The following is a 22,730-nucleotide window of genomic DNA, read 5'->3' as shown; positions in this document are numbered from 1 at the left end:
GAGTGATGGCTACAGCGTAGCCAAGGTCTGGCTCCGCACCTGCTGCCAGCGGTTGTAACGGCGCTACAAAGCGCTTAGCTTGAAAGGGCAAGGCTTCCTGTCATCGCAACGAGAGTCATCTTGAGCCAACTGTCCCGTGTAAAGACCGCAGCGTACTGCCTATCGTTCGTCCTGTGCGGGTTGCTGCCGGCCGTGGCCCAGGCCGCCGAGCCGCAGCAAGTGCGCATCGGTGCCGCGCATTTCCCGCCCTATACCCAGCGGCCCGAGCGCGGTCGCGACGAAGGCCTGCTGCAGCAGTTGGCAGATGCGCTCAACGGCGCGCAGCAGCGCTACCACTTCGTGCTGGTGCCGACCTCGATTCCGCGCCGCTTCGCCGACCTGCAGAGCGGTCGCACGGACCTGGCGATCTTCGAGAACCCTGCCTGGGGCTGGGACGCCATTCCCCACCAGGCAGTGGACATGGGCCTGGAAGATGCCGAGCTGTTCGTCGCCCGTCGCGCGCCCCAGCGTACCCAGGCCTACTTCGACAGCCTGGCCGGCAAGCGCCTGGCACTGTTCAGCGGCTACCACTACGCCTTCGCCCGATTCAACGCCGATCGCCATTACCTGATGCAGACCTTCGACGCGAGCCTGACCTACTCCCACGAGAGCAACCTGTACATGGTCGAGCGCGGGCGCGCCGACATCACCCTCGTGGCGCGCTCCTACCTCAGCGATTTCCTCGTCCGCCACCCGGCCAGCGCGCAGACGCTGCTGGTTTCCGAGCGCTTCGATCAGGTGTACCGCCACTATGCCATCCTGCGCCCTCAAGCACCGATCGATGGCCCGGCCTTCGCTGCGCTGCTCGAACAGCTGCGCGGCAGTGGCGAGCTGCAACGTATCTTCGGGCCGTACCGGATCGCCGTGAAGCCTGTGCCCAAGGCTTAAATTCCCTGCGCGCGCGCACGTTTGTGCAAAGTGTCCCTTTCGATCATGAGCCTCGCACATGCCTGACGCCGCATCCGCGCACCTCCCCACCCCTCCGTGCTGGCGCAGCCTTGCCGCCGAGCGCAGCGACGGGCAATTGAACCTGAGCCTGCAAGGCCGCCCCCTGATTCAATTGGGCCTGACGGCAGGGGCGGCGCCGACGCTGACGGTGCAGACGCTGTGCGCCGAGCGCCCGCAGCAAGGCCTATGGGCGGCCTGCTACTGGTGGTTCGCCAACCACCCCGAGTGCCAACGCCTGGCCTTGCAGTTGCCCGAGCCGAACATCGCCGCCGCCGGCCTGGCCTCGGGCCTGTTGCTCGGCGGCGAGCGCCCCGGCCAGTTCATCTGCGAGCGGGCGCTGTTCTGGCAACTGCCCCAGCCCTGGCTCGGCGAGGCCCTGCGCCCGGTGTATCCGGCGCACAACGTGATGAGCGACGGCAAGCGCCACCCGCGCCGGCCGCTCAAACCCACTGGCGAGGTGTACCGCCGCTACGATGCGCACCTCGGCGCTTGGGTGTCGTTGCGTGCGCTGGACATCGAACTGGACCTGTCGCGCTTCAATCGCTGGCAGAACAATCCGCGGGTATTGGCGTTCTGGGAGGAGGGCGGCAGCCTGGAGCGGCACCGCCAGTACCTGCAGAACCTGGCGGCCGATCCGCACACGCTGACCCTGATCGGCTGCTTCGACGACGAGCCGTTCGCCTATTTCGAAGCCTATTGGGCCAAGGAAGACCGCATCGCGCCGTTCTGTTGCGCCGACGACTACGACCGCGGCATTCACATGCTGGTCGGCGAGGAGCACCAGCGCGGCCCGCACAAGGTCGCCAGCTGGATGACGGCCCTGGTGCACTACCTGTTCCTCGACGATCCTCGCACCCAGCGTGTGGTCGCCGAGCCGCGCGCCGACAACCAGCGCATGATCGGCTACATGCAGGCCGTGGGCTTCCATTGCGAAAAAGCCTTCGACTTCCCGCACAAGCGGGCGGCGTTGATGGTCTTGGGGCGCGAACGTTTCTTCGACCGTTGCCCGCTCGCCTGAGCGCAGCGGCCTAGGCCGGCAGAGGGTGCCGGCCGTTGGAAGGTCAGTGTTCAGGCGTGGCGGCTGGCCGTTTTGCGGCAGTGGATCAGGGCGTCGCGGATCATGAAGTTGACCAGGGTCGGCGACACGCCCAGCTCCTTGGCGATGTCCTTTTGCGGCACGCCATGCAGGCGGTACATCTCGAACGCGTAACGGGTGCGCTGGGGCAGTTCGTCGAGCGCCACGGCGATGTGTTCCAGGGTATTGAAGTTGATGTGGCTGGCCTCGGGCGAGGCATTGAGCAGGACGACGTTGAGGCCTTCCTCCTCGGGGCCGGAATACTTCAGCTCCATGGCCTGCTTGCGGTAGTGGTCGATGGCCAGGTTGCGCACGATCTGGAACAGATAGCTGAGCTGGGCCTTGAACGAAGAGGTGATCTGCGGCGCGGCCGCGAGCCGGAAGAAGGCATCCTGCACCACGTCTTCGGCGCGCGAGCGGCAGCCGGTGATGCGCGCGGCGATCTTCACGAGGATGTTGCGGTTGTCGACGAATGCTTGGAGCAATGGTGAATCGCACTTACTTGTGGATAGTTGTTCCGCCATGGAAATCACCTGGTCTCAAGAGGAAAAGAACATGCGGTCTGTAAGGCATGTCCCAAGACGGACGACAAATTATGCAAGATGATAATGATTGTCAATTGCGAAAGTTAATAAGTTTCGGAATTTTTCTGATTCGTCATGATTGCGGCTTGCGACCCGACCGTCCCGGGCGAGTGCGTTTGGGGAAGTGGTCCATGGCGCTGCAGGGACTCACAAGAACGGCTCAAGGCTCCTGACCAAGCCGAACGAAAGTCCCAAGCAAGCCATCGCGGCTGATCGAAACCCCGAACCGGCCGCTCCAAATCCTGTAGGAGCGGCCGGTTCGGGGTTGCGATCAGCGCGACGGGCTGCAGGAGCAGCGCCGGTCGATACTATGCCGGCTCGGCTGGCTGGCATTGTCCCATCTGTGTCGCAGCGGCCGGTTCGGCGCTCCGATGGCTTTCATGAGCCGCTAGGCGGCCCGCATCGTGTCACTGACCGCAGTCGCCCCCACGTGAGCCTTCGCGAACGAGCTCAGGCCCCGAACGCCGCTGACCAGAGGACGTTAATTTCCGCAGTGCTCCGTCCGTTTCTTGGGTATCCCATCGCCGTCCGGCGCCGCGCTCTGCGCGGTTGCGCTGGCGCGATCTCCCCAGACTCTGGCAGGAACATTCCATGATGGACGCCTTCGAACGCCCGCCCACGCTGGTCCAGGCCCTGGCGCAGCGCGCCGCGCGCAGCCCCGAGCAGGTCGCCTTGCGCTTTCTCGCCGACCAGCCCGGCGACCAGGCCGTACTCAGCTACCGCGAACTCGACCGGCGCGCCCGCACCATCGCCGCCGCCTTGCAGGCCCGCGCGGGCTTTGGCGAGCGCGCAGTGCTGCTGTTCCCGAGCGGCCCGGACTACGTCGCGGCGTTCTTCGGCTGCCTGTATGCCGGCATCATCGCCGTCCCGGCCTATCCCCCCGAATCCTCGCGTCCGCACCACCAGCAGCGCCTGCTGTCGATCATCGACGACGCCCAGCCGCGGCTGCTGCTGACCGTCCAGGCCCTGAACGACAGCCTGCAAGGCCTGGAAGCGTTGCAGCGCACCGATGCGCCGACCCTGCTGGCCGTCGACCGCCTCGACCCCGCCTGGGCCGAAGCCTGGCAAGCGCCGGTGCTGGCCGACGAGCACATCGCGTTCTTGCAGTACACCTCCGGCTCCACCGCACTGCCCAAGGGCGTGCAGGTCAGCCACGGCAACCTGGTGGCCAACGAAGCGTTGATTCGCCACGGCTTCGGCATCGACCTCAACCCGGACGACGTGATCGTCAGCTGGCTGCCGCTGTACCACGACATGGGCCTGATCGGCGGGCTGCTGCAACCGATCTACAGTGGCGTGCCGTGCGTGCTGATGTCGCCCGGCTATTTCCTCGCCCGGCCGCAGCGCTGGCTGCAGGCCATCAGCGACTATGGCGGCACCATCAGCGGCGGCCCGGACTTCGCCTATCGGCTGTGCAGCGAGCGGGTCAGCGACGCGGCCCTGGCCGGCCTCGACCTGAGCCGCTGGCGGGTGGCCTATTCGGGCTCCGAGCCGATCCGCCAGGACAGCCTCGCCGGCTTCGCCGAGCGTTTCCGCTCGACCGGCTTCGACGCTTCGAGCTTCTTCGCCAGCTATGGCCTGGCCGAGGCCACGCTGTTCGTCAGCGGCAGCCGCCGCGGTGGCGGCATCCCGGCCTTGCGGGTCGATGCCCAGGCGTTGGCCGCGCACCGCATCGAAGCGGGCCAAGGCAGCGTACTGATGAGCTGCGGCTTCGCCCAGCCCGGCCACGCCGTGCAGATCGTCGAACCGCACAGCCTGGCCGTGCTGGCCGACAACCAGGTCGGCGAAATCTGGGCGGCCGGGCCGAGCATCGCCCACGGCTACTGGCGCAACCCCGAGGCCAGCGCGCGCACCTTCGTCGCCCGCGACGGCCGGACCTGGCTGCGCACCGGCGACCTGGGCTTCGTACGCGACGGCGAGCTGTTCGTCAGCGGTCGTTTGAAAGACTTGCTCATCGTCCGCGGTCAGAACCTCTACCCGCAAGACATCGAACAGACCCTCGAACGCGAAGTCGAGGGCCTGCGCAAAGGCCGGGTGGCAGTGTTCACGGTCGAGCAGCAGGGCGAGGAGGGCATCGGTGTGGCCGTGGAAGTGGGCCGCAGCGTGCAGAAATCCCTGCCGGCCGACGAATTGATCGCGCGCCTGCGCCAAGCAGTCGCCGAGGCCTGCGACCAGGCGCCGGCCGTGGTGCTGTTGCTCAACCCCGGCGCCTTGCCCAAGACCTCGAGCGGCAAGTTGCAGCGCTCGGCCTGCCGCCAGCGCATGGACGACGGCAGCCTGGATTGCTATGCCCGCTTCCCCGCACCCGTGGAGGCCCGACAGGCAGCGGCGGCCGAGCACGACGCCCTGCAGCGGCGCATCGCCGCGCTGTGGTGCGAGCAGCTCAAGCTCACGACGGTAGCCGCCGACGACCACTTCCTGCTGTTGGGCGGCAATTCCATTGCCGCTGCCCAGCTCACCGCACGTCTGGCCGACGAGCTGGGCGTAGCCCTGGGCCTGCGCCTGCTGTTCGAGGCGCCGACCCTCGCTGCCTACAGCGCGGCGGTCGGCGAGCAGCTCGCCGGCGGCACCCAGGCGCCGACCGCCATCGCACGCCAGGCGCAAGGCCAGGCCGTGCCGCAGTCGCTGGCGCAGAACCGCCTGTGGCTGTTGTGGCAGCTGCAGCCCGAGTCGGCCGCCTACAACGTACCGGCCGGCTTGAGCCTGCGCGGCGAACTCGACGTCGATGCGCTGCAGCGTGCTTTCCAGGCCTTGGTGGCGCGCCACGAATCGCTGCGCACCCTGTTCAGTGAAGTGGAGGGTCAAGCGCTCCAGCACGTCCATGGCGAACGACCCTTCGTGCTGGACCATCGCGATCTGCAAGGGCTGAGCGACACCGAAGTCGCCGCCCAGCGCGAGGCCGAAGCCCAGCGACCCTTCGACCTGCGCCAAGGCCCGCTGCTGCGGGTCACCCTGGTACGCCTGGACGACGAGCAGCACCAGCTGTGGGTGACCCTACACCACATCGTCGCCGACGGCTGGTCGCTGAACATCCTGCTCGACGAATTCGCTCGTCTGTATGCCGCGCCCGACAGCGCAGGGCAGTTGCCTGCGTTGCCGCTGGCGTATGCCGACTATGGACAATGGCAGCGGCAATGGCTGGCCGACGGCGAGGCCGCACGGCAACTGGCGTACTGGCAACAGCGTCTGGGTGACGCGCTGCCGGTGCTCGACCTGGCCACCGATCATCCGCGCGGCAGCGCCCAGGATCGCCGTGCCGCGCGCGTGCAGGTCAAGGTGCCGGCGCCACTGTGCCACGCGCTGGAGCGGCTGGCCCGCGACCAGGGCGCCAGCCTGTTCATGGTGCTGCTGGCCGGCTGGCAGGCGTTGCTGTACCGCTACACCGGCCAGAGCGACATCCGCGTCGGCATACCCAACGCCAACCGCCCTCGGCTCGACACCCAAGGGCTGGTCGGTTTCTTCATCAACACTCAGGTGCTGCGCAGCGAGCTCGACGCGCGACTGCCGTTCAGCACGCTGCTCGACCAGGTGCGCAGCCACACCCTGGACGCCCAGGCACACCAGGACCTGCCCTTCGAACAGCTGCTCGAAGCCTTGCCCGAGGCCCGCGAACAGGGCCTGTTCCAGGTCATGTTCAACCACCAGCAACGCGACCTCTCGGCGCTGCGCCGGCTGCCTGGGCTGCTGGCCCAAGAGCTGCCCTGGCACAGCCGTGAGGCCAAGTTCGATCTGCAACTGCACAGCGAGCAGGACCACCAGGGCCGTCTGAGCCTGGCCTTCGACTATGCCTCGGCGCTGTTCGACGCCAGCACCGTCGAACGCCTGGCCGGGCACCTGCTGGCCTTGCTCGAACAGGTCTGCGCGCAGCCGCAGTTGGCCGTGGATGCCGTGCACCTGTTGAGCGCCGCCGAGCAAGCGCAGCTGCTGGCCTGGGGGGAGGCGCCGGCCGCGGCGGCCGCACGCCTGCTGCCCGAGCAACTCGACGAGCAGGCCCGCGCCTGCGCCGAGCGCATCGCCGTGCAATGGGACGGCGGCAGCCTGAGCTACGCCGCCTTGCACCAGCAGGCCAACCGCCTGGCGCATTACCTGCGCGACAAGGGCGTAGGCCCGGACACCTGCGTGGCCATCGCCCTGGAGCGCTCGCCGCAACTGCTGGTCGGCTTGCTGGCGATCCTCAAGGCAGGCGGTGCCTACGTGCCGCTCGACGTCGACTACCCGGCCGAGCGCCTGGCCTACATGCTCGACGACTGTGGCGCCGAGCTGCTGCTCAGCCATAGCGACTTGCTGGGCCGCCTGCCGCAGCGCGACGGGCTCAGCGTCATCGCCCTCGACCAACTGCACCTGGACAACTGGCCGTGCCAGGCCCCGCGCCTGCACTTGCACGGCGAACACCTCGCCTATGTGATCTACACCTCCGGTTCCACCGGTCGGCCGAAAGGCGTAGGCAACACCCATGCCGCCCTGGCCGAGCGCCTGCAATGGATGCAGGCGCACTACGCCCTGGACGCCAGCGACGTGCTCTTGCAGAAGGCACCGATCAGTTTCGACGTATCGGTGTGGGAGTGCTTCTGGCCATTGCTCAGCGGCTGTTCGCTGGTGCTCGCCGGGCCTGGCGAGCACCGCGACCCGCAGCGCATCGCCCGCCTGGTGCAGCAGTTCGCCGTGACCACCTTGCACTTCGTGCCACCGCTGCTGCAGGTGTTCCTGCAAGAGCCTGAGGCCGCGCGCTGTCACACGCTGCGTCGCCTGTTCTGTGGCGGCGAAGCGCTGCCCGCGGCGCTGCGCGAGCGCGCCATGCAGGTATTGCCGCAGGTGCTGCTGGACAACCGCTACGGTCCTACCGAAACCGCGATCAACGTCACCCACTGGCGCTGCCAGGCCAGCGACGGCACGTTGTCACCCATCGGCCGGCCGCTGGCCAACGTGCGCTGCCAGGTGCTCGATGCCGACCTGCAGCTGAGCCCCCTGGGCGTACCCGGCGAGCTGTACCTGGGCGGCGCCGGGCTCGCCCGGGGTTACCTGGGCCGGCCTGGGCTGACCGCCGAGCGTTTCCTGCCCGACCCCGCCGGCGACGGCCAGCGTCTGTACCGCAGCGGCGACCGCGCCCGCTGGAACGCCGGCGTGCAGGCGCTGGAATACCTCGGGCGCCTCGACCAGCAGGTGAAGGTGCGCGGTTTCCGCGTCGAGCCCGAGGAAGTGCAGGCGCAGCTGCTGGCCCAGGCCGGCGTCGAGCAGGCCGTGGTGCTGATCCATCAAGACGCCGTCGGTGCGCAGTTGGTCGGCTATTACAGCGGCCGCGAGCGCAGCGCCGAACTGCTCGCTGCCCTGGCCGCGCAATTGCCGGCCTACATGGTGCCCGCGCAACTGCTGCACCTGGCGCAGATGCCCTTGGGCCCGAGCGGCAAGGTCGAGCGTCGCGCCTTGCCGGCACCCACTTGGCAGCAGCGCGCGCACGTCGCGCCGCAGACGCCCTTGCAGCAGCAGGTCGCGGCGATCTGGTGCGAAGTGTTGGGCGTGGCCCAGGTAGGCTTGCAGGACGACTTCTTCGCCCTCGGCGGCCATTCGCTGTTGGCTACCCAGATCGTCTCGCGCAGCCGCCAGGCGTGCGACGTCGAGCTGCCGCTCAAGGCACTGTTCGAGGCCAGCGAACTGGGCGCGTTCTGCGCCGAGATCGCGCGCGTCCAGGCCAGCGGCCTGCGCAATCGGCAGGGCGCCATCGCCCGCGTCGACCGCCGCCAGGCCGTGCCGCTGTCGCACTCCCAGCAACGCATGTGGATCCTCTGGCACATGGAGCCCGAGAGCCCGGCCTACAACGTCGGTGGCATGGCACGCTTGCGTGGCGCCTTGCACGTGGACGCCTTCGAGCGCGCTGTACAGGCGCTGCTGGTGCGCCACGAAGCCTTGCGCACCACCTTCCCCAGCATCGACGGCAAGCCGTTCCAGTGCGTGGCCGACAACGCCGGCCTGACGCTCGGCTGGCACGATTTCTCCGACCTCGACCCGGCCGTGCGCGAACGCCAGCTGCAACGGCTGGCCGACCAGCAGGCGCACCTGCCGTTCGACCTGGAGCGCGGCCCCTTGCTGCGCGCCTGCCTGGCCAAGACCGGCGAGCGCGAGCACCATTTCGTGCTCACCCTGCACCACATCGTCACCGAAGGCTGGGCCATGGATATCTTCGCCCGCGAGCTGGGCGAGCTGTACGAAGCCTTCGTCGACGAGCGCGACTCGCCGCTGCCGCCCTTGGCGGTGCAGTACTTGGACTACAGCGTCTGGCATCGCCAGTGGCTCGAAGCCGGCGAAGGCCAGCGCCAACTGGACTACTGGAAGGCCCGTCTGGGCGACGAGCACCCCGTGCTGGCGCTGCCCAGCGACCGGCCGCGACCGGCGGTGCAGAGCCACCGTGGCGGGCTCTACCGCTTCGACCTGCCGCCCGCCCTGGTCGAGCGCGTGCACGCCTTCAACAGCCAGCATGGCCTGACCCTGTTCATGACCATGACCGCCACCCTGGCCGCCTTGCTGTACCGCCACAGCGGCCAGCGCGACCTGCGCATCGGCGCGCCGGTGGCCAACCGCATCCGCCCGGAAAGCGAAGCGCTGATCGGCGCCTTCCTCAACACCCAGGTGCTGCGCTGCGAGGTGGACGGGCAGATGAGCGCCCTCGCGCTGCTCGAGCAGATGCGCGACACGGTCATCGACGGCCAGTCGCACCAGGACCTGCCGTTCGAGCAGCTGGTCGACGCCCTGCAACCGCCGCGCAGCAGCGCCTACAACCCGCTGTTCCAAGTGATGTGCAACGTGCAGCGCTGGACCTTCCAGCAAAGCCGCGAGCTGTCGGGCATGCAGGTCGACTACCTGGTCAACGACGCCAGCGCCACCAAGTTCGACCTGTACCTGGAGGTCACCGACCTCGACGGCCGCCTGGGCTGCTGCCTGACCTACAGCCGCGACCTGTTCGACGAGCCGCGCATCGCGCGCCTGGCCGAACACCTGCAACGCCTGCTGACAGGCCTGTTGGACGATCCGCAGCAGCGCCTGGCCGAGTTGCCGATGCTGACCGGCGACGAGCGCCAGCGCCTGCTCGGCCAACTGCAAGGCGAGCCCGATCCGGACCTGACCCAGACCGTGCATGGCCTGTTCGCCGCCCAGGCGGCCCGCACCCCCGACGCCCTGGCGCTGACCTTCGCCGGCCAGCACCTGAGCTATGCCGAGCTCGAGCAGCGCGCCAACCGTCTGGCCCACGCGCTGCGTGCCCGAGGCGTCGGCCCCGACGTGCGCGTGGGCCTGGCCCTGGAGCGCTCGCTGGACCTGGTGGTCGGGTTGCTGGCCATCCTCAAGGCCGGCGGCGCCTACGTGCCGCTCGACCCGGAGTACCCGCTCGAGCGCCTGCACTACCTGATCCGCGACAGCCGCCTGGAACTGCTGATCGCCCCGCAAGCGCTATTGGAGCGCCTGGGCGAACTGCCGGCGAACGTACGTCCATGGAGCCCGGAGGAGGGCCACGCGGCCCTGGCCGAATACCCGATCCAAGCGCCCGACGTGGCGAGCTTGGCGCAGCATCCGGCCTACGTCATCTACACCTCCGGTTCGACCGGCCAGCCCAAGGGCGTGGTGGTCGAGCACGGTCAGATCGCCATGCACTGCCAGGCGGTGATCCGCGCCTTCGGCATGCGCAGCGACGACTGCGAGCTGCACTTCTATTCGATCAACTTCGACGCCGCCAGCGAACGCCTGCTGGTACCGCTGCTCAGTGGCGCTCGCGTGGTGCTGCGCGCCCAGGGCCAGTGGGGCGCCGAGGAGATCTGCCAGTTGATCCGCGAACAGCGGGTCAGCGTGTTGGGCTTCACCCCCAGCTACGGCAGCCAGTTGGCGCAGCACCTGCTCGCTCGCGGCGAGACGCTGCCGGTACGCCTGGTCATCACCGGCGGCGAGGCGCTGACCGGCGAGCACCTGCAACGCTTGCGCGAAGCCTTCCAGCCTGCGGAGCTGTTCAACGCCTATGGGCCGACCGAAACCGTGGTCATGCCGCTGGCCTGCAGCGCACCTGCGTCGCTGCCGAGCGATGCCGGCAGCGTGCCGATCGGCCACCTGATCGGTGCGCGCAGCGGTTATGTGCTCGACGAAGACCTGGCGCTGCTGCCGCAGGGCGGCATCGGTGAGCTGTACATCGGTGGCGCAGGCCTGGCCCAGGGTTACCACGCACGTGCGGGCCTTACCGCCGAGCGCTTCGTCGCCGATCCGTTCGGCGACGCAGGCGGGCGCCTGTACCGCACTGGCGACCTGGTACGGCTACGCGCCGACGGCCTGGTGGAATACGTCGGTCGCGCCGACCAGCAGGTGAAGATCCGTGGCTTTCGCATCGAACTCGGCGAAATCGAAAGCCGTCTGCAAGACCACGGCGCAGTCGACGAGGCGGTGGTGGTGGCCCTCGACCTGCCGGGCGGCAAACAACTGGTGGGCTATCTGGTCAGCGACCTCGCCCAGGCCGACGCGGCGACCCAGGCGGCGCTGCGCGACGCGGTCAAGGCCCATGCCCGCCAGCAACTGCCCGAGCACATGGTGCCGGCGCACCTGGTGCTGCTCGGTCGGCTGCCTTTGATGGGCAACGGCAAGCTCGACCGCCGCGCCTTGCCCGCGCCCGACCTGCAACAGGCCCAGCAGGGCTACCAGGCGCCCAGCGATGCGTTGCAAACGCAGCTCGCGCAGGTCTGGGGCGAGGTGCTCAACCTCGCCCAAGTGGGCGTACAGGACAACTTCTTCGAACTTGGCGGCGACTCGATCCTGTCGATCCAGGTGGTCAGCCGTGCGCGGCAACTGGGCTTGCAGTTCACCCCGCGTGACCTGTTCCAGCACCAGACCATCCAGACCCTGGCCGCTGTGGTCACCCAGGGCGCCGAGGCGACCCAGGTCGAGCAGGGCGCGCGCCAGGGCGGCAGCGCCCTGACACCGATCCAGCACTGGTTCTTCGACAGCGACGTGCCCGCGCCGCAGCACTGGAACCAGGCGATCCTCTTGCAGACCCGCCAAGCGTTGGATGCCGACACGTTGCAGCGCGCGCTGCATGCGCTGGTGGCCCACCACGACACCTTGCGCCTGCGCTTCACCGAGACGGCGGGCCGCTGGCAGGCCAGCTATGCCGCCATCACCGAACAGACCTTGCTGTGGCACGCCGAAGTCGCCGACCTGGACGACTGCCAGGCGCTGTACAGCGACGTGCAGCGCAGTCTGGACCTGGCCGAAGGGCCGCTGCTACGCGGCCTGCTGGTCGGCGATGGACGCGGCGAGCAGCGTTTGCTGCTGGCGATCCATCACCTGGTGGTGGACGGCGTGTCCTGGCGCGTGCTGCTCGAAGACTTGCAGGCGCTGTATCGCGGCCAGCCGCTGCCAGCCAAGACCCACGCCCTGGGTGACTGGAGCGCGCGCCTGGCGCAGTACGCCGGCAGCGATTCGCTGCGCGACGAACTGCACTGGTGGCAAACCCAGTTGCGCGCGGTCGGCCAGGAGCTGCCTTGCGACCACCCGCAAGGCGGCAACTTGCAGCGCCATGCGCAGAGCGTGGTCATCCACCTGGCGCCCGAGCAGACGCAGCAGCTGCTGCAACAGGCGCCTGCCGCCTACCGCACCCAGGTCAACGACCTGCTGCTGACGGCCCTGGCCCGTGTGCTGTGCCGCTGGACCGGCGCGCCCGAGGCACTGGTGCAATTGGAAGGGCATGGCCGCGACGGGCTGTTCGACGACATCGACCTGACCCGCAGCGTCGGCTGGTTCACCAACGCCTACCCGCTGCGGTTGAGCCCGGTCGCGGGCACCGACGAGGCGGCCCGTGGCGCGTCGCTCAAGCGCATCAAGGAACAACTGCGCCAGGTGCCGCACAAGGGCCTGGGGTATGGCGTGCTGCGCTACCTGGCCGAACCACTTGTGCGCGAGCAGATGGCGGCGTTGCCCCAGGCGCGCATCACCTTCAACTACCTGGGCCAGTTCGACCAGCAGTTCGCCGCCGCCGCCCTGTTCCAACCGCTCGACGCCCCGGCAGGTCTGGCCCATGACCTCGACGCGCCGCTGCCCAACTGGCTCAGCGTCGACGGCCAGGTGTATGCCGGCGCCTTGCAACTGCGCTGGACCTACAGCGCCGAGCGCTACGCCGAAGCCACCGTACGCGGGCTGGCCGAGGCCTATCGCGACGAACTGCTGGCGCTGGTCGGGCATTGCCTGACGCCGGGCCAGGGTGGCTTCACACCGTCGGACTTCGCCCTGGCAGCCCTGACCCAGGCGCAGATCGACCAATTGCCCGTGCCCGCCGCCGAGATCGAAGACGTCTATCCGCTGACGCCGATGCAGGAAGGCATGCTGCTGCACACCCTGCTCGAGCCCGGCACCGGCATCTACTACATGCAGGACCGCTACCGCATCGACAGCGCCCTGGACCAGCCGCGTTTCGCCGCCGCCTGGCAGGCCGTGGTGGCCCGCCACGAGGCGCTGCGCGCTTCGTTCAGCTGGAACGCCGGCGAGGCCATGCTGCAGATCATCCACAAACCCGGCGCGGTGCAGGTCGACTATCAGGACTGGCGCGAGCTCGACGCCGACGCTCAGGAAACGCGCCTGCAAGCGCTGCACAAGGCCGAGCGCGAGGCCGGCTTCGCGTTGCTGGAAACCCCGCCGTTCCACCTGCGCCTGGTGCGCGTAGGCGAAGCGCGCTACTGGTTCATGATGAGCAACCACCACATCCTCATCGACGCCTGGTGCCGCTCGTTGCTGATGAACGACTTCTTCGTCCTCTACCAGGCCCTGGGCGCCGGCCAGGCGGCGCAGTTGCCGCCGCCGCCGCGCTACCGCGACTACATCGGCTGGTTGCAGCACCAGGACCTGAACGAAGCGCGCCAGTGGTGGCAACGCAACCTGGCCGGCTTCGAGCGCGCCACTGCGCTGCCCAGCGATCGGCCGCTGCGCAACGAGCATGCCGGCGACGGCATGCAGGTGGGCGATTGCTACACCCGCCTGGAAGCGGAGCAGGGCGCACGCCTGCGCGAACTGGCCCAGGCCCATCAGCTGACCGTCAACACCTTCGCCCAGGCGGCCTGGGCCTTGGTGCTGGCGCGCTACAGCGGCGAGCGCGACGTGGCCTTCGGCGTGACCGTGGCCGGCCGTCCGGTGAGCCTGCCGCAGATGCAGCAGACCGTCGGCCTGTTCATCAACAGCGTGGCGCTGCGCGTGCAACTGCCGGCACCCGGGCAGCGCCTGAGCGTGCGCCAGTGGCTGCAAGGCCTCTTGGAACGCAACCTGGAGTTGCGCGAGTACGAATACCTGCCCCTGGTGGCGATCCAGGCGTGCAGCGAGCTGCCCAAGGGCCAGCCGCTGTTCGACAGCCTGTTCGTGTTCGAGAACGCACCGGTGCAGAGCGCGGTGCTCGACCATGCCCAGCAGCTCAACGCCCGATCCGATTCGGGTCGCACGCACACCAACTTCCCATTGACGGCGGTGTGCTACCCCGGCGACGACCTGGGCCTGCACCTGTCCTACGACCAACGCTATTTCGACGCCAGCACGGTCGAACGTCTGTTGGGCGAGTTCAAGCGCCTGCTGCTGGCCCTGGCCGAGCACTTCGACGCCGACATGGGCGCCTTGCCGCTGCTCGGCGAGGCCGAGCGGCAGTTCCTGTTGCACGACTGCAACCAGACGGCGCGCGCCTATCCGCTGGAGCAGGGCTACGTGCGTCTGTTCGAGGCGCAGGTCGCGGCCCAGCCGCAGCGCACCGTGGCCCGCTGCCTGGAGGCGAGCTTCGACTATGCCGGGTTGAACCTGGCGGCCAACCGCCTGGGCCATGCCTTGCTGGCGGCCGGGGTGGAAATCGATCAGCCGGTGGCCCTGCTCGCCGAGCGCGGGCTGCCGCTGCTCGGCATGATGGTCGGCAGCTTCAAGGCCGGCGCCGGCTATCTGCCGCTCGACCCGGGCCTGCCCGGCGCGCGCCTGCAACGCATCGTCGAGTTGAGCCGCACACCGCTGCTGGTGTGCAGCGCGGCCTGCGCCGAACAAGCCAGCGCCTTGCTGGATGAGCTCGCAGGCGCGGTCCGCCCACGTCTGTTGATCTGGGAAGAGGTCCAGGCCAGCGCCGTGCCCAGCCACAATCCGGGCGTCTACAGCGGGCCGGACAATCTGGCCTACGTGATCTACACCTCCGGCTCCACCGGCCAGCCCAAAGGGGTGATGGTCGAGCAACGCGGCATGCTCAACAACCAGTTGAGCAAGGTGCCCTACCTTGGCCTGAGCGCTGACGACGTGATCGCCCAGACCGCGTCGCAAAGCTTCGACATCTCGGTCTGGCAGTTCCTCGCAGCGCCTCTGTTCGGCGCCTGTGTGGAGATCGTGCCGAATGCCATCGCCCACGATCCGCAGGGCTTGCTGGCGCACGTGGCGCAGACCGGCATCAGCGTGCTGGAGAGCGTACCGTCGCTGATCCAAGGCATGCTCGCGGCTGAACCGGTGGCGCTGGCGGGGTTGCGCTGGATGTTGCCGACCGGTGAGGCCATGCCGCCTGAGCTGGCGGCGCAATGGTTGCAGCGCTACCCGGGCATTGGCCTGGTCAACGCCTACGGCCCGGCCGAGTGCTCGGACGATGTGGCCTTCTTCCGCGTCGACGTCGCGTCCACCCAAGGCAGCTACCTGCCCATCGGCACGCCGACCGACAACAACCGCCTGTACCTGTACGACGGGGAGCAAGCGCTGGTGGCGCTCGGTGCGGTGGGCGAGCTGAGCGTGGCCGGCACCGGCGTCGGCCGCGGCTACGTGGGCGACCCGCAGCGCACGGCGCTGGCCTTCGTGCCGCACCCGCACGGCGCGCCGGGCGAGCGCCTGTACCGCACCGGCGACCTGGCGCGGCGGCGTGCCGATGGCGTGCTGGAGTACGTGGGACGCATCGACCATCAGGTCAAAATCCGCGGCTATCGCATCGAACTGGGCGAAATCGAAGCCCGCCTGCACGAACAGCCCGAGCTGCGCGACGTGGCCGTCGGCGTGCAGGACGGCGCTACCGGGCGTCACCTGGTCGGTCATCTGGTGGCGCGCGAAGGCGTGGCGGCCGATGCGGCGCTGGTGGAACGGTTCAAGCAGCGCCTGCGCGCGGCCTTGCCCGAGTACATGGTGCCGCTGCACTTCGCCTGGCTGAGCGAACTGCCGCACAACGCCAACGGCAAACTCGACCGCAAGGCGCTGCCGCCGGTGGAGATCGGTGTGGCCCAAGGCGAGGAATTCGTGGCGCCGCGCGATGCGTTGGAGCAGTCCCTGGCCGACATCTGGGCCGAGGTGCTCGGCGCCGAGCGGGTGGGCGTGCGCGACAACTTCTTCGCCTTGGGCGGGCATTCGCTGCTGGCGACGCAGATCGCTTCGCGGGTGCAGAAGCAGTTGCAGCTCGATGTGCCGCTGCGGGCGATGTTCGAGTGCAGCACGGTGGAGGCGTTGGCCGAGTATGTGCGCGGGTTGCAGGGCAGCGTGCTGGACGATGACAAGGTGGATCGGTTGAGTGACCTGATGGCGGAGTTGGAGGGGTTGTAGTCCAGGGTCGATATGCATAGGGCCGCGCTGCGGCCTTATCACACGTATAGATTCAATGAAGCGCACCGGACGATCGCATAAGGTTCCAGGGCAGGAGAAGTGTCATAGACCTCGCCGTCGGTTTGCATGGGCCTGACAGATTTATCAGTTTCGCGAGCGTTTACCTTGCCTTGAAAATCTCGCCTGTCCAGCCAGGGAGATAATAATGACTTCTCACAATGCGACACGATCGGCATACACCCCTTACGGTTTCGGTAATGGCAAGTCCGCGATGTTCAAGTTCAAAGGAGAACATTTCAACGATTACAGCCAATGCTACCCGCTTGGGGCCGGTCGGCGTTTCTACAGTCCTGTACTCATGCGTTTCTTATCTGACGACGTCTTCTCGCCTTTCGGCATGGGTGGGATCAATGCTTACGCCTTTGTGAAGGGCGATCCGATCAACCTCAGCGATCCAAGCGGTAACGCGCCCCATCCCACGCCTCGTCCTGGTTTCTATTATCGTGGGCCGATCCAGGTCGTCGATAACATGCGCGTCTTCAACACCGAACCCGAACCGGGCAGGCAGGTTCTCAACATCGGGGCGCATGGCGCGCCCGGCCGAATTGGAATGCGCACAGTCAAGCTCAAGGCGTTTGCGGTGGTGGACGCGTTGAAGCGCAAGGGTATCGAAGTTGCAGGGAAGGAAGTCCATGTGCTGGCCTGTCATTCCGCGGACCGGACTGAGGAGGGCGGCCCGTCATTTATCGAACAGATGACTGCGTTCACAAAAGCACCCGTTACAGGCTATCGAGGTGTGCTCTGGGTGGATGACAATGCACCTATTTTGGCGAATGGTACGTTCGACAATTACTGGTTCAAAATCATTGATCAGATGGACCCTGAAGATCCCAATTACGCGCTGTTCGATTATCGGCCGCATACAGTGCAGCCCTCGCCGAGCGGCGCTGCGTTTCAGATCGAAGGACGCCTCAACGCTGTCAGGTCAAACGCACGACGTTAACCTCAGACGCATTTGCCCAGCATATCGACCAGGTTTCATTTCCGGCATCCGTAGTCCGCTTTAAGTGCAAGGCTGTGAGTCCTAGCGTTCACCCAACATCTTCTCCAGCATTTGTGCCTGCGGCGCGCCTTGCTGGCGTTGCAGCCGGCCTTCGTCGTCGAGGTAGAAGATGGCCGGCGTGGCGTGCAGACCCAGTGCCTCCATCGAGCGCAGGTTGGCCTGCAATTGTTTTTCGATCGGTGCCGGAATCTGCGCCAGTGGCTTTAGCGTGCTCTTCTTGCCGGCCGCTTCGTGGTCGTGCAGCGCCTGGGCCGAGTCTTTCGCGGCGAGCAGCGCGGCCGACTTGCCTGGGCTGTCGGGGCGGATGATGCCGACCGGAATGTGGCGCAGTTGCACCTTGCCTGCCTCGACCCAGGGCCGAGCCTGCTCCCAGAACATCGTGCAGTACGGGCAGTTCGGGTCGCTGAACACGTAGAGGATGCGCGGCGCGTCGGGTTTGCCGTCGGCGATCCAGGTGGTCTGCTCCAGCTGGCTCCAGGCCGCCTTGCTCATGGGTTGGTGGACCAGTTCGTCCAGGGGTTTGGCGCTCAGGTCGTTGCCCTTGGCGTCGAACAGGTTGCCGACCAGCACGTGTTCGCCATCGGCGCTGAGGTAGAGCGCCAAGGCGTCATTCTGGTACTCGGCGGCGTAGCCTTGGAGGCCGCCGGGCGCGTCGAAGCGGCCTTTGATCACGGCGCCTTTGGCTTCGATCTGTTGGATGGGCGCGGGCAGTTCGGCGGCCTGTGCCAGCGAAGCGCCAAGCAAGGCGAGGGTGAGCGGCAGAAGGGAAAGGCGCATGGTCAATTTCCTTGTTCGGAGGGGGTGGCGTCGAAGCGTTCGAGGGCATGTCGCAGGCTGGCGCGCGACAGCTCGCCGAGGTGACTGCCGATCAGCCGTCCTTCGGCGCTGTAGAACAGCGTGGTGGGCAGGGCCATGGAGCCGACGCTGCGAGCCAGCTCGCCCGTGCCGTCGAACAGTACGTGGGAGGGGGACAGGCCAGTGGTAGTTATGAATGTGCGCACGCTGGCCGGCGTTTCGCCTTGGTTGACGAAGAGGAACGTCACGTGTGGGTAGTCATGCTGCGCTTCTTGCAAGACCGGCATTTCCCGGCGACACGGCGGGCACCAGGTGGCCCATAGGTTGACCACCAGTGGGCGGCCGCGGTAGCTGTGCAGGGCCACGGCCTGACCCTGGGCATCGCGTAGGCTGATCGCCGGTAGCTCGGTGCCCTTGTCGTAGAGGTGGCTGGCCAGCGACGCCAGGCACCAGAACACGGCGCCGCTGGCCAGGGCCCAGGCCAAGGGCCGCCGCAGCGCCGGGCGCCGCTGTCCGTACCACAGGCCACCCAGTGCGACACCGAGCACACCGCCCCAGAGCTGGAATCCGCCGTCGCGAATGTCGACGATCTGCGCGGGGTCTTGCCAGTACAAAGGCCAGTAGGCCGCCACGAAGCCGATACGTGCGCCCAGCAGTCCCAACAGAAACAGGTTGAACAGTGCCGACTCGGGGTTCGCCCCGCGTCGCCTGCCCACGGCCCAGCCGAGCAGGCTGGCCAGGCCCAGGGCGGCGAGCAACAGCAGGTGGTTGAGGGCCATGGTCAGCGGTCCGAGGGTGACGGTCAGCATCAGCCCTGGCTCCTGGTCAGCGCCCAATGCTCGAGCAGATCGACGGCGTCGACGGCCCCGGTGATGCGCCGTGCGCGGCGCTCCTCGCCGTCGGGGCCGATCCAGAGCAGGCTGGGTGGGCCTGGCACTCGATACCGCTGCAACAACGCGCGGCTGTCGGCGCAATCGCGGGTGACGTCGACACGGATCAGGCGCACGGCCGCGAGGCTGGCCTGCACGTCGGCGCGGGCGAAGACCTGCTGCTCCATGACCTTGCAGGCCACGCACCAGTCGGCCGTGTAGTCGAGCATGACCCACTGCTTCGCTGCCTTGGCGGCGTCGAGGGAGGTCTGCAGTTGGCTCGGCGAGGTCACCGTGCTGAAGGTCTGCGTCGCGGGCTGCGCGGCCATGGCCACAGGCTGTGCCGCGAACGGCCGCAGCGGTTGCCACGGGTCGCCGCCGCCGGCGGCGGCGCCGACCAGCATCAGCCCGCCCCATAGCCCGGCCAGTGCCGGCAACGCACGCAGCAGCGGCCGTGCGCCCAGCACCTGCCAAGCGCTCCAGGCCAGGCTCAGCAGCCAGGCTGCGGCCAGCCCCAACAGCAGCGGGGCCGGCAGCACAGTGCGCAGAATGTACAAGGCCATCGCCAGGAAGACGAAGCCGAACACCGCTTTGACTCGGTCCATCCATGCCCCTGGACGCGGCAGGAAGCGATTGCCCAGGGTCACCAGCAGCAACAGCGGTACGCCCATGCCCAGGCCCAGGCTGAACAGCACCAGGCCGCCTTGCAGCAGATCGCCGCTCTGCGCGATGAACAGCAGCGCGCCGGCCAAGGGCGCGGTCATGCAGGGCCCGAGCAGCAGGCCGGACAACGCGCCCAGCAATGCCGCGCCCGACAGGCTGCCGCCCTGGGTGTTGCGCCCGGCGCGGTCGAGGCGGTCGCGCAGGGCCATCGGCAGTTGCAGCTCGAACGCCCCGAACATCGGCAGCGCCAACAGTACGAACAATGCCGCCAGCGCGCCCAGCAGCCAGGGCTGTTGCAGCCAGGCTTGCAGGCTGGCGCCGAGGGCCGCGGCCAGCACGCCCAATGCGGCATAGACCAGCGCCATGCTGCCCACGTAGCTGCCGGCCAGTAGCCAGCCGCGCCGGACGCTTGCGCCGTTGCCCAGCACCAGGCCGGCGAGGATCGGCAGCATCGGCAGCGAGCACGGCGTGAAGGCCAACAGCAGCCCCAGGCCGAAGAACGCCAGCAGGCTCCAGGCCAGGGAGCCGTCGAGCAGGCCGCCGGCCAAGGCTTGGTCAGCGGCCCGGTCGGCGTCCGCGTTCGCGACTTCGTCCGTTCCTGCACGCGTTTGCGCCGCGATACCCACCGTCGACGTCGTCGCGTCAGCCGAGCGTGTCGCGCCCTCGTCCAGGTCGATCACGCTGGTCTGCGGCGGATAGCACAACCCCGCGTCGGCGCAGCCCTGCCAGCCGAGCCGCAGCGTGCCGTGCGCACCGGCCGGAAGCTGCAGGCGCAACTGCTCGCGGTACACCGGGCTGTCGCCGAAGAACTCATCGTGGTGGTTCAGCGCAGATGGCAGGGCAGGGTGCTGTTCGGCAGGCAGGCCGTCGAACTTGAGCCGTTTCTGGTACATGTAATAGCCCGGTTGGATGCGCACATCGATCAGCCATCGACCGTCGGCCTGACGCGCGTGGGTCACGTCGAAGGCCTGCTCCACCGGCAGGAAATCCGCTTTGCTGGCGAAGGGATTGGCGCTGAGCAGGGTGCTCAGCAACAAGCTGGCGAAGAGAAGGAGAACGCGCATCACGGTTGCCTTGCTGACGGTGAAGGAGCGCGTAGCCTGGCGAGGGGTGATTAACGGGGAGTTAACGCTGTGCGAGGCGCGGCGGGCCGGTCGGCCGCGCCGCTTTCGCCCTTACATGTCGTCGAAATAACGCTCGTGCCAATCGACCAGAGGCTGCGGCGAATTGAGCTTCTGCCCGTAGATCACCGAATAGGACAACACGTTCTGCACGTACTGGCGCGTCTCGTCGAACGGGATCGACTCCACCCACACATCGAAGCTCAGGTGCTTGGCACCGCGCAGCCACTGCCGCACGCGGCCGGGGCCGGCGTTGTAGGCGGCCGAGGCCAGTACCCGGTTGCCGTTGAACTGGCTGTGCACCTGGCTGAGGTAGGCGGCGCCGAGCTGGATGTTGGTGTCGGGGTTGAGCACCTGCGCGGGTGAGGCCAGCGGGATGCTGAACTTGCGTGCCGTCTCTTTGGCGGTGGCCGGCATCAGTTGCATCAGGCCACTGGCACCGACCCCGGAGCGGGCGTCGTCCATGAACGCGCTTTCCTGACGGGTGATGGCGAACACCCAGCTCGAATGCAGCCCGCGCACCTTGGCTTCGCGCACCAGGGTGTCGCGGTGGGCCATGGGGAAACGGATGTCCAGGTCGTCCCAGTACTGCGCCTGGCTGATGGTGCGGATGGCCGGGAAGTACCAGCGCAGCTCGTAGGCCAGGCGCGCCTGGGCGACCATCTCGTCGCGGCTGAAATGACGGCTGACGTAGTACCACTCGCGGCGCCCGTCGACGATCTGCCCGCGCGCGTGGAATTCCAGGGCGCGGCGCACGCCGGGGGTGTTGCGCACCTTGTTGACCAGTGCCTGGCTCAGCACCAGCGGCTTGTTGTTGAGCTGGTAGGGCGTTTGCGCACGGTCGGCGGCGAGGAAGCCATAGAAGTCGCGCTCGCGGGCCACAGCCTTGTACAGCTGAGGAACCTGCGGGTCGTTGGGTTTGGCCAGTTCCAGGCTGCGCGCCTGCCAGTAGCGCCAGCGGTTGCTGTTGGCCAGGTCTGCGGGCAGGCGGCGGGTCAGGTCGTAGGCGTCCTGCCAGCGGCCCAGGCGCAGCAGCAGGCGCATGCGCCACTCGCTGACGGTGTCGTCGCGCAGCTCCGGGTCGTAGCGGGTCATCAGGTCGAGGGCGCGCGGGTCGTAGCGGCGCGCCAGGCTCAAACCGATCTCACGGGCGATGGCCACCTGCTCGTCGCGGGAAAAGTGCATGCGCTGGGCGTAGTCGTCGAGCATCGACATGGCCCGTTCCGGGTCTTGCCGGGCCAGGCGGCGCAGGCCCAGGCTGACGATGTCGGACATCGCCTCGCTGGGCGGGGCGAAGCGCGAGGGCTGGTTCAGCAGCTCGGGCTTTTGCGCCACATCGATGAGCAACTGGCCCTGGGCCGTTAGCGTGGTGAGGGTCTTGGCCAAGGCGTTGGCCAGGCCGTAGTTGCGCGCTTGCGCGGCGAGCTTGAGACGTTCCCAGCGCCGCGCTTCGGTCAATTGGCCCTCGGCCGACCACATGCCGAACAGCACGTCGCAGGCCGCCGGTTGCGACTTGCCGGTGTGCCACAACTTCTCGGCGCTGGCCAGGCCTTCGGCGTGCAGGCCGTGGCTGAGCTGATACTGGCCGTTGAGGCAGTCGAGTTCGGTGAAGTTGAGCTTGGGGTCGTAGTAGCGGGCGAAGGTGTCCCACTCGCCGCGCTCGGCCAGCCAGCGCAACCAGCGCAGTTTCATCCAGTTGGCCTGGGGCAGGTCGCCGTGTTCCTTGAGGAATGCCTCGATCTCGGCATTGCTGGCCGATTTCAGCCGCGCGGTGAGTTCGTCGTAGGCCAGGTACGGCGTCAGCGGGTAATCGCTCAAGGCCTGGGCGTAACGCAGATACGGGCCCTTGTCACCCTTGGCCAGGGCGCGCTTGGCTTCGTCGTAGTACTGACGTTGCTGGATGAGGTCGGTGGCCTGGGCCGCGCCGGTGGCGGCAGCGCCGAGCAGCAGGCAGGAAACGATCTGGAACAGGCGGCTGCGCATGATACGTCCGTGCAGTTGAACCATGGAAAGTGACGGCGTGGCCAGCAC

Annotated in this window: 9 protein-coding genes; 4 read left to right on the top strand and 5 right to left on the bottom strand. The window is 67.8% G+C overall.

The window, feature by feature from the left end:
- The first annotated feature begins 180 nt into the window (after nt 1-180).
- Both AA0Z93_RS21430 and AA0Z93_RS21425 read left to right on the top strand, forming a co-directional pair.
- Nucleotides 181-927 carry a substrate-binding periplasmic protein gene (locus AA0Z93_RS21430; RefSeq protein WP_413048383.1) on the top strand — a complete coding sequence of 249 codons (747 nt, stop codon included), beginning with the start codon at nt 181-183 and terminating at the stop codon, nt 925-927.
- A gap of 58 nt (nt 928-985) precedes the next feature.
- The gene (locus AA0Z93_RS21425) at nt 986-2,005 is read left to right on the top strand and encodes a GNAT family N-acetyltransferase (protein WP_413046998.1); all 1,020 of its coding nucleotides are present in this window, start codon (nt 986-988) and stop codon (nt 2,003-2,005) included.
- 50 nt (nt 2,006-2,055) lie between these two features.
- On the opposite strand, the gene AA0Z93_RS21420 is transcribed toward AA0Z93_RS21425, so the two are convergent.
- Nucleotides 2,056-2,586 (bottom strand): RNA polymerase factor sigma-70, encoded by a 531-nt coding sequence (locus AA0Z93_RS21420; protein WP_413046999.1) that lies wholly within the window; start codon nt 2,584-2,586, stop codon nt 2,056-2,058.
- A 651-nt stretch (nt 2,587-3,237) separates the two neighbouring features.
- On the opposite strand from AA0Z93_RS21420, the gene AA0Z93_RS21415 reads away from it, so the two are divergent.
- Nucleotides 3,238-16,188 carry a non-ribosomal peptide synthase/polyketide synthase gene (locus tag AA0Z93_RS21415; RefSeq protein ID WP_413047000.1) on the top strand — a complete coding sequence of 4,317 codons (12,951 nt, stop codon included), beginning with the start codon at nt 3,238-3,240 and terminating at the stop codon, nt 16,186-16,188.
- A gap of 205 nt (nt 16,189-16,393) precedes the next feature.
- Entirely contained in the window at nt 16,394-17,191 is a 798-nt protein-coding gene (locus tag AA0Z93_RS21410; protein ID WP_413047001.1) for an RHS repeat-associated core domain-containing protein, read from the top strand.
- A gap of 81 nt (nt 17,192-17,272) precedes the next feature.
- Here AA0Z93_RS21410 and dsbG read toward each other — a convergent pair whose 3' ends face one another.
- The 4 genes from dsbG to AA0Z93_RS21390 form a co-directional block, all read right to left on the bottom strand.
- The gene (gene dsbG / locus AA0Z93_RS21405; protein ID WP_413047002.1) at nt 17,273-18,028 is read right to left on the bottom strand and encodes a thiol:disulfide interchange protein DsbG; all 756 of its coding nucleotides are present in this window, start codon (nt 18,026-18,028) and stop codon (nt 17,273-17,275) included.
- Between the two features lie 2 nt (nt 18,029-18,030).
- The gene (locus AA0Z93_RS21400; RefSeq protein WP_413047003.1) at nt 18,031-18,855 is read right to left on the bottom strand and encodes a prolipoprotein diacylglyceryl transferase family protein; all 825 of its coding nucleotides are present in this window, start codon (nt 18,853-18,855) and stop codon (nt 18,031-18,033) included.
- Nucleotides 18,855-20,642: a protein-disulfide reductase DsbD gene (gene dsbD, locus AA0Z93_RS21395; protein WP_413047004.1), complete on the bottom strand. Its 1,788-nt coding sequence runs from the start codon at nt 20,640-20,642 to the stop codon at nt 18,855-18,857. The genes AA0Z93_RS21400 and dsbD overlap by 1 nt, the downstream gene beginning before the upstream one ends.
- 111 nt (nt 20,643-20,753) lie before the next feature.
- Nucleotides 20,754-22,682, bottom strand: a complete 1,929-nt coding sequence (locus tag AA0Z93_RS21390; RefSeq protein WP_413047005.1) for a transglycosylase SLT domain-containing protein — start codon at nt 22,680-22,682, stop codon at nt 20,754-20,756.
- Nucleotides 22,683-22,730 lie beyond the last annotated feature (48 nt).

This window comes from Pseudomonas phoenicis (assembly GCF_047302395.1).
Lineage (GTDB): Bacteria > Pseudomonadota > Gammaproteobacteria > Pseudomonadales > Pseudomonadaceae > Aquipseudomonas.
The sequence above is the reverse complement of the archived record's forward strand: the minus strand, read 5'-3'. Positions and strand labels throughout refer to the sequence as shown.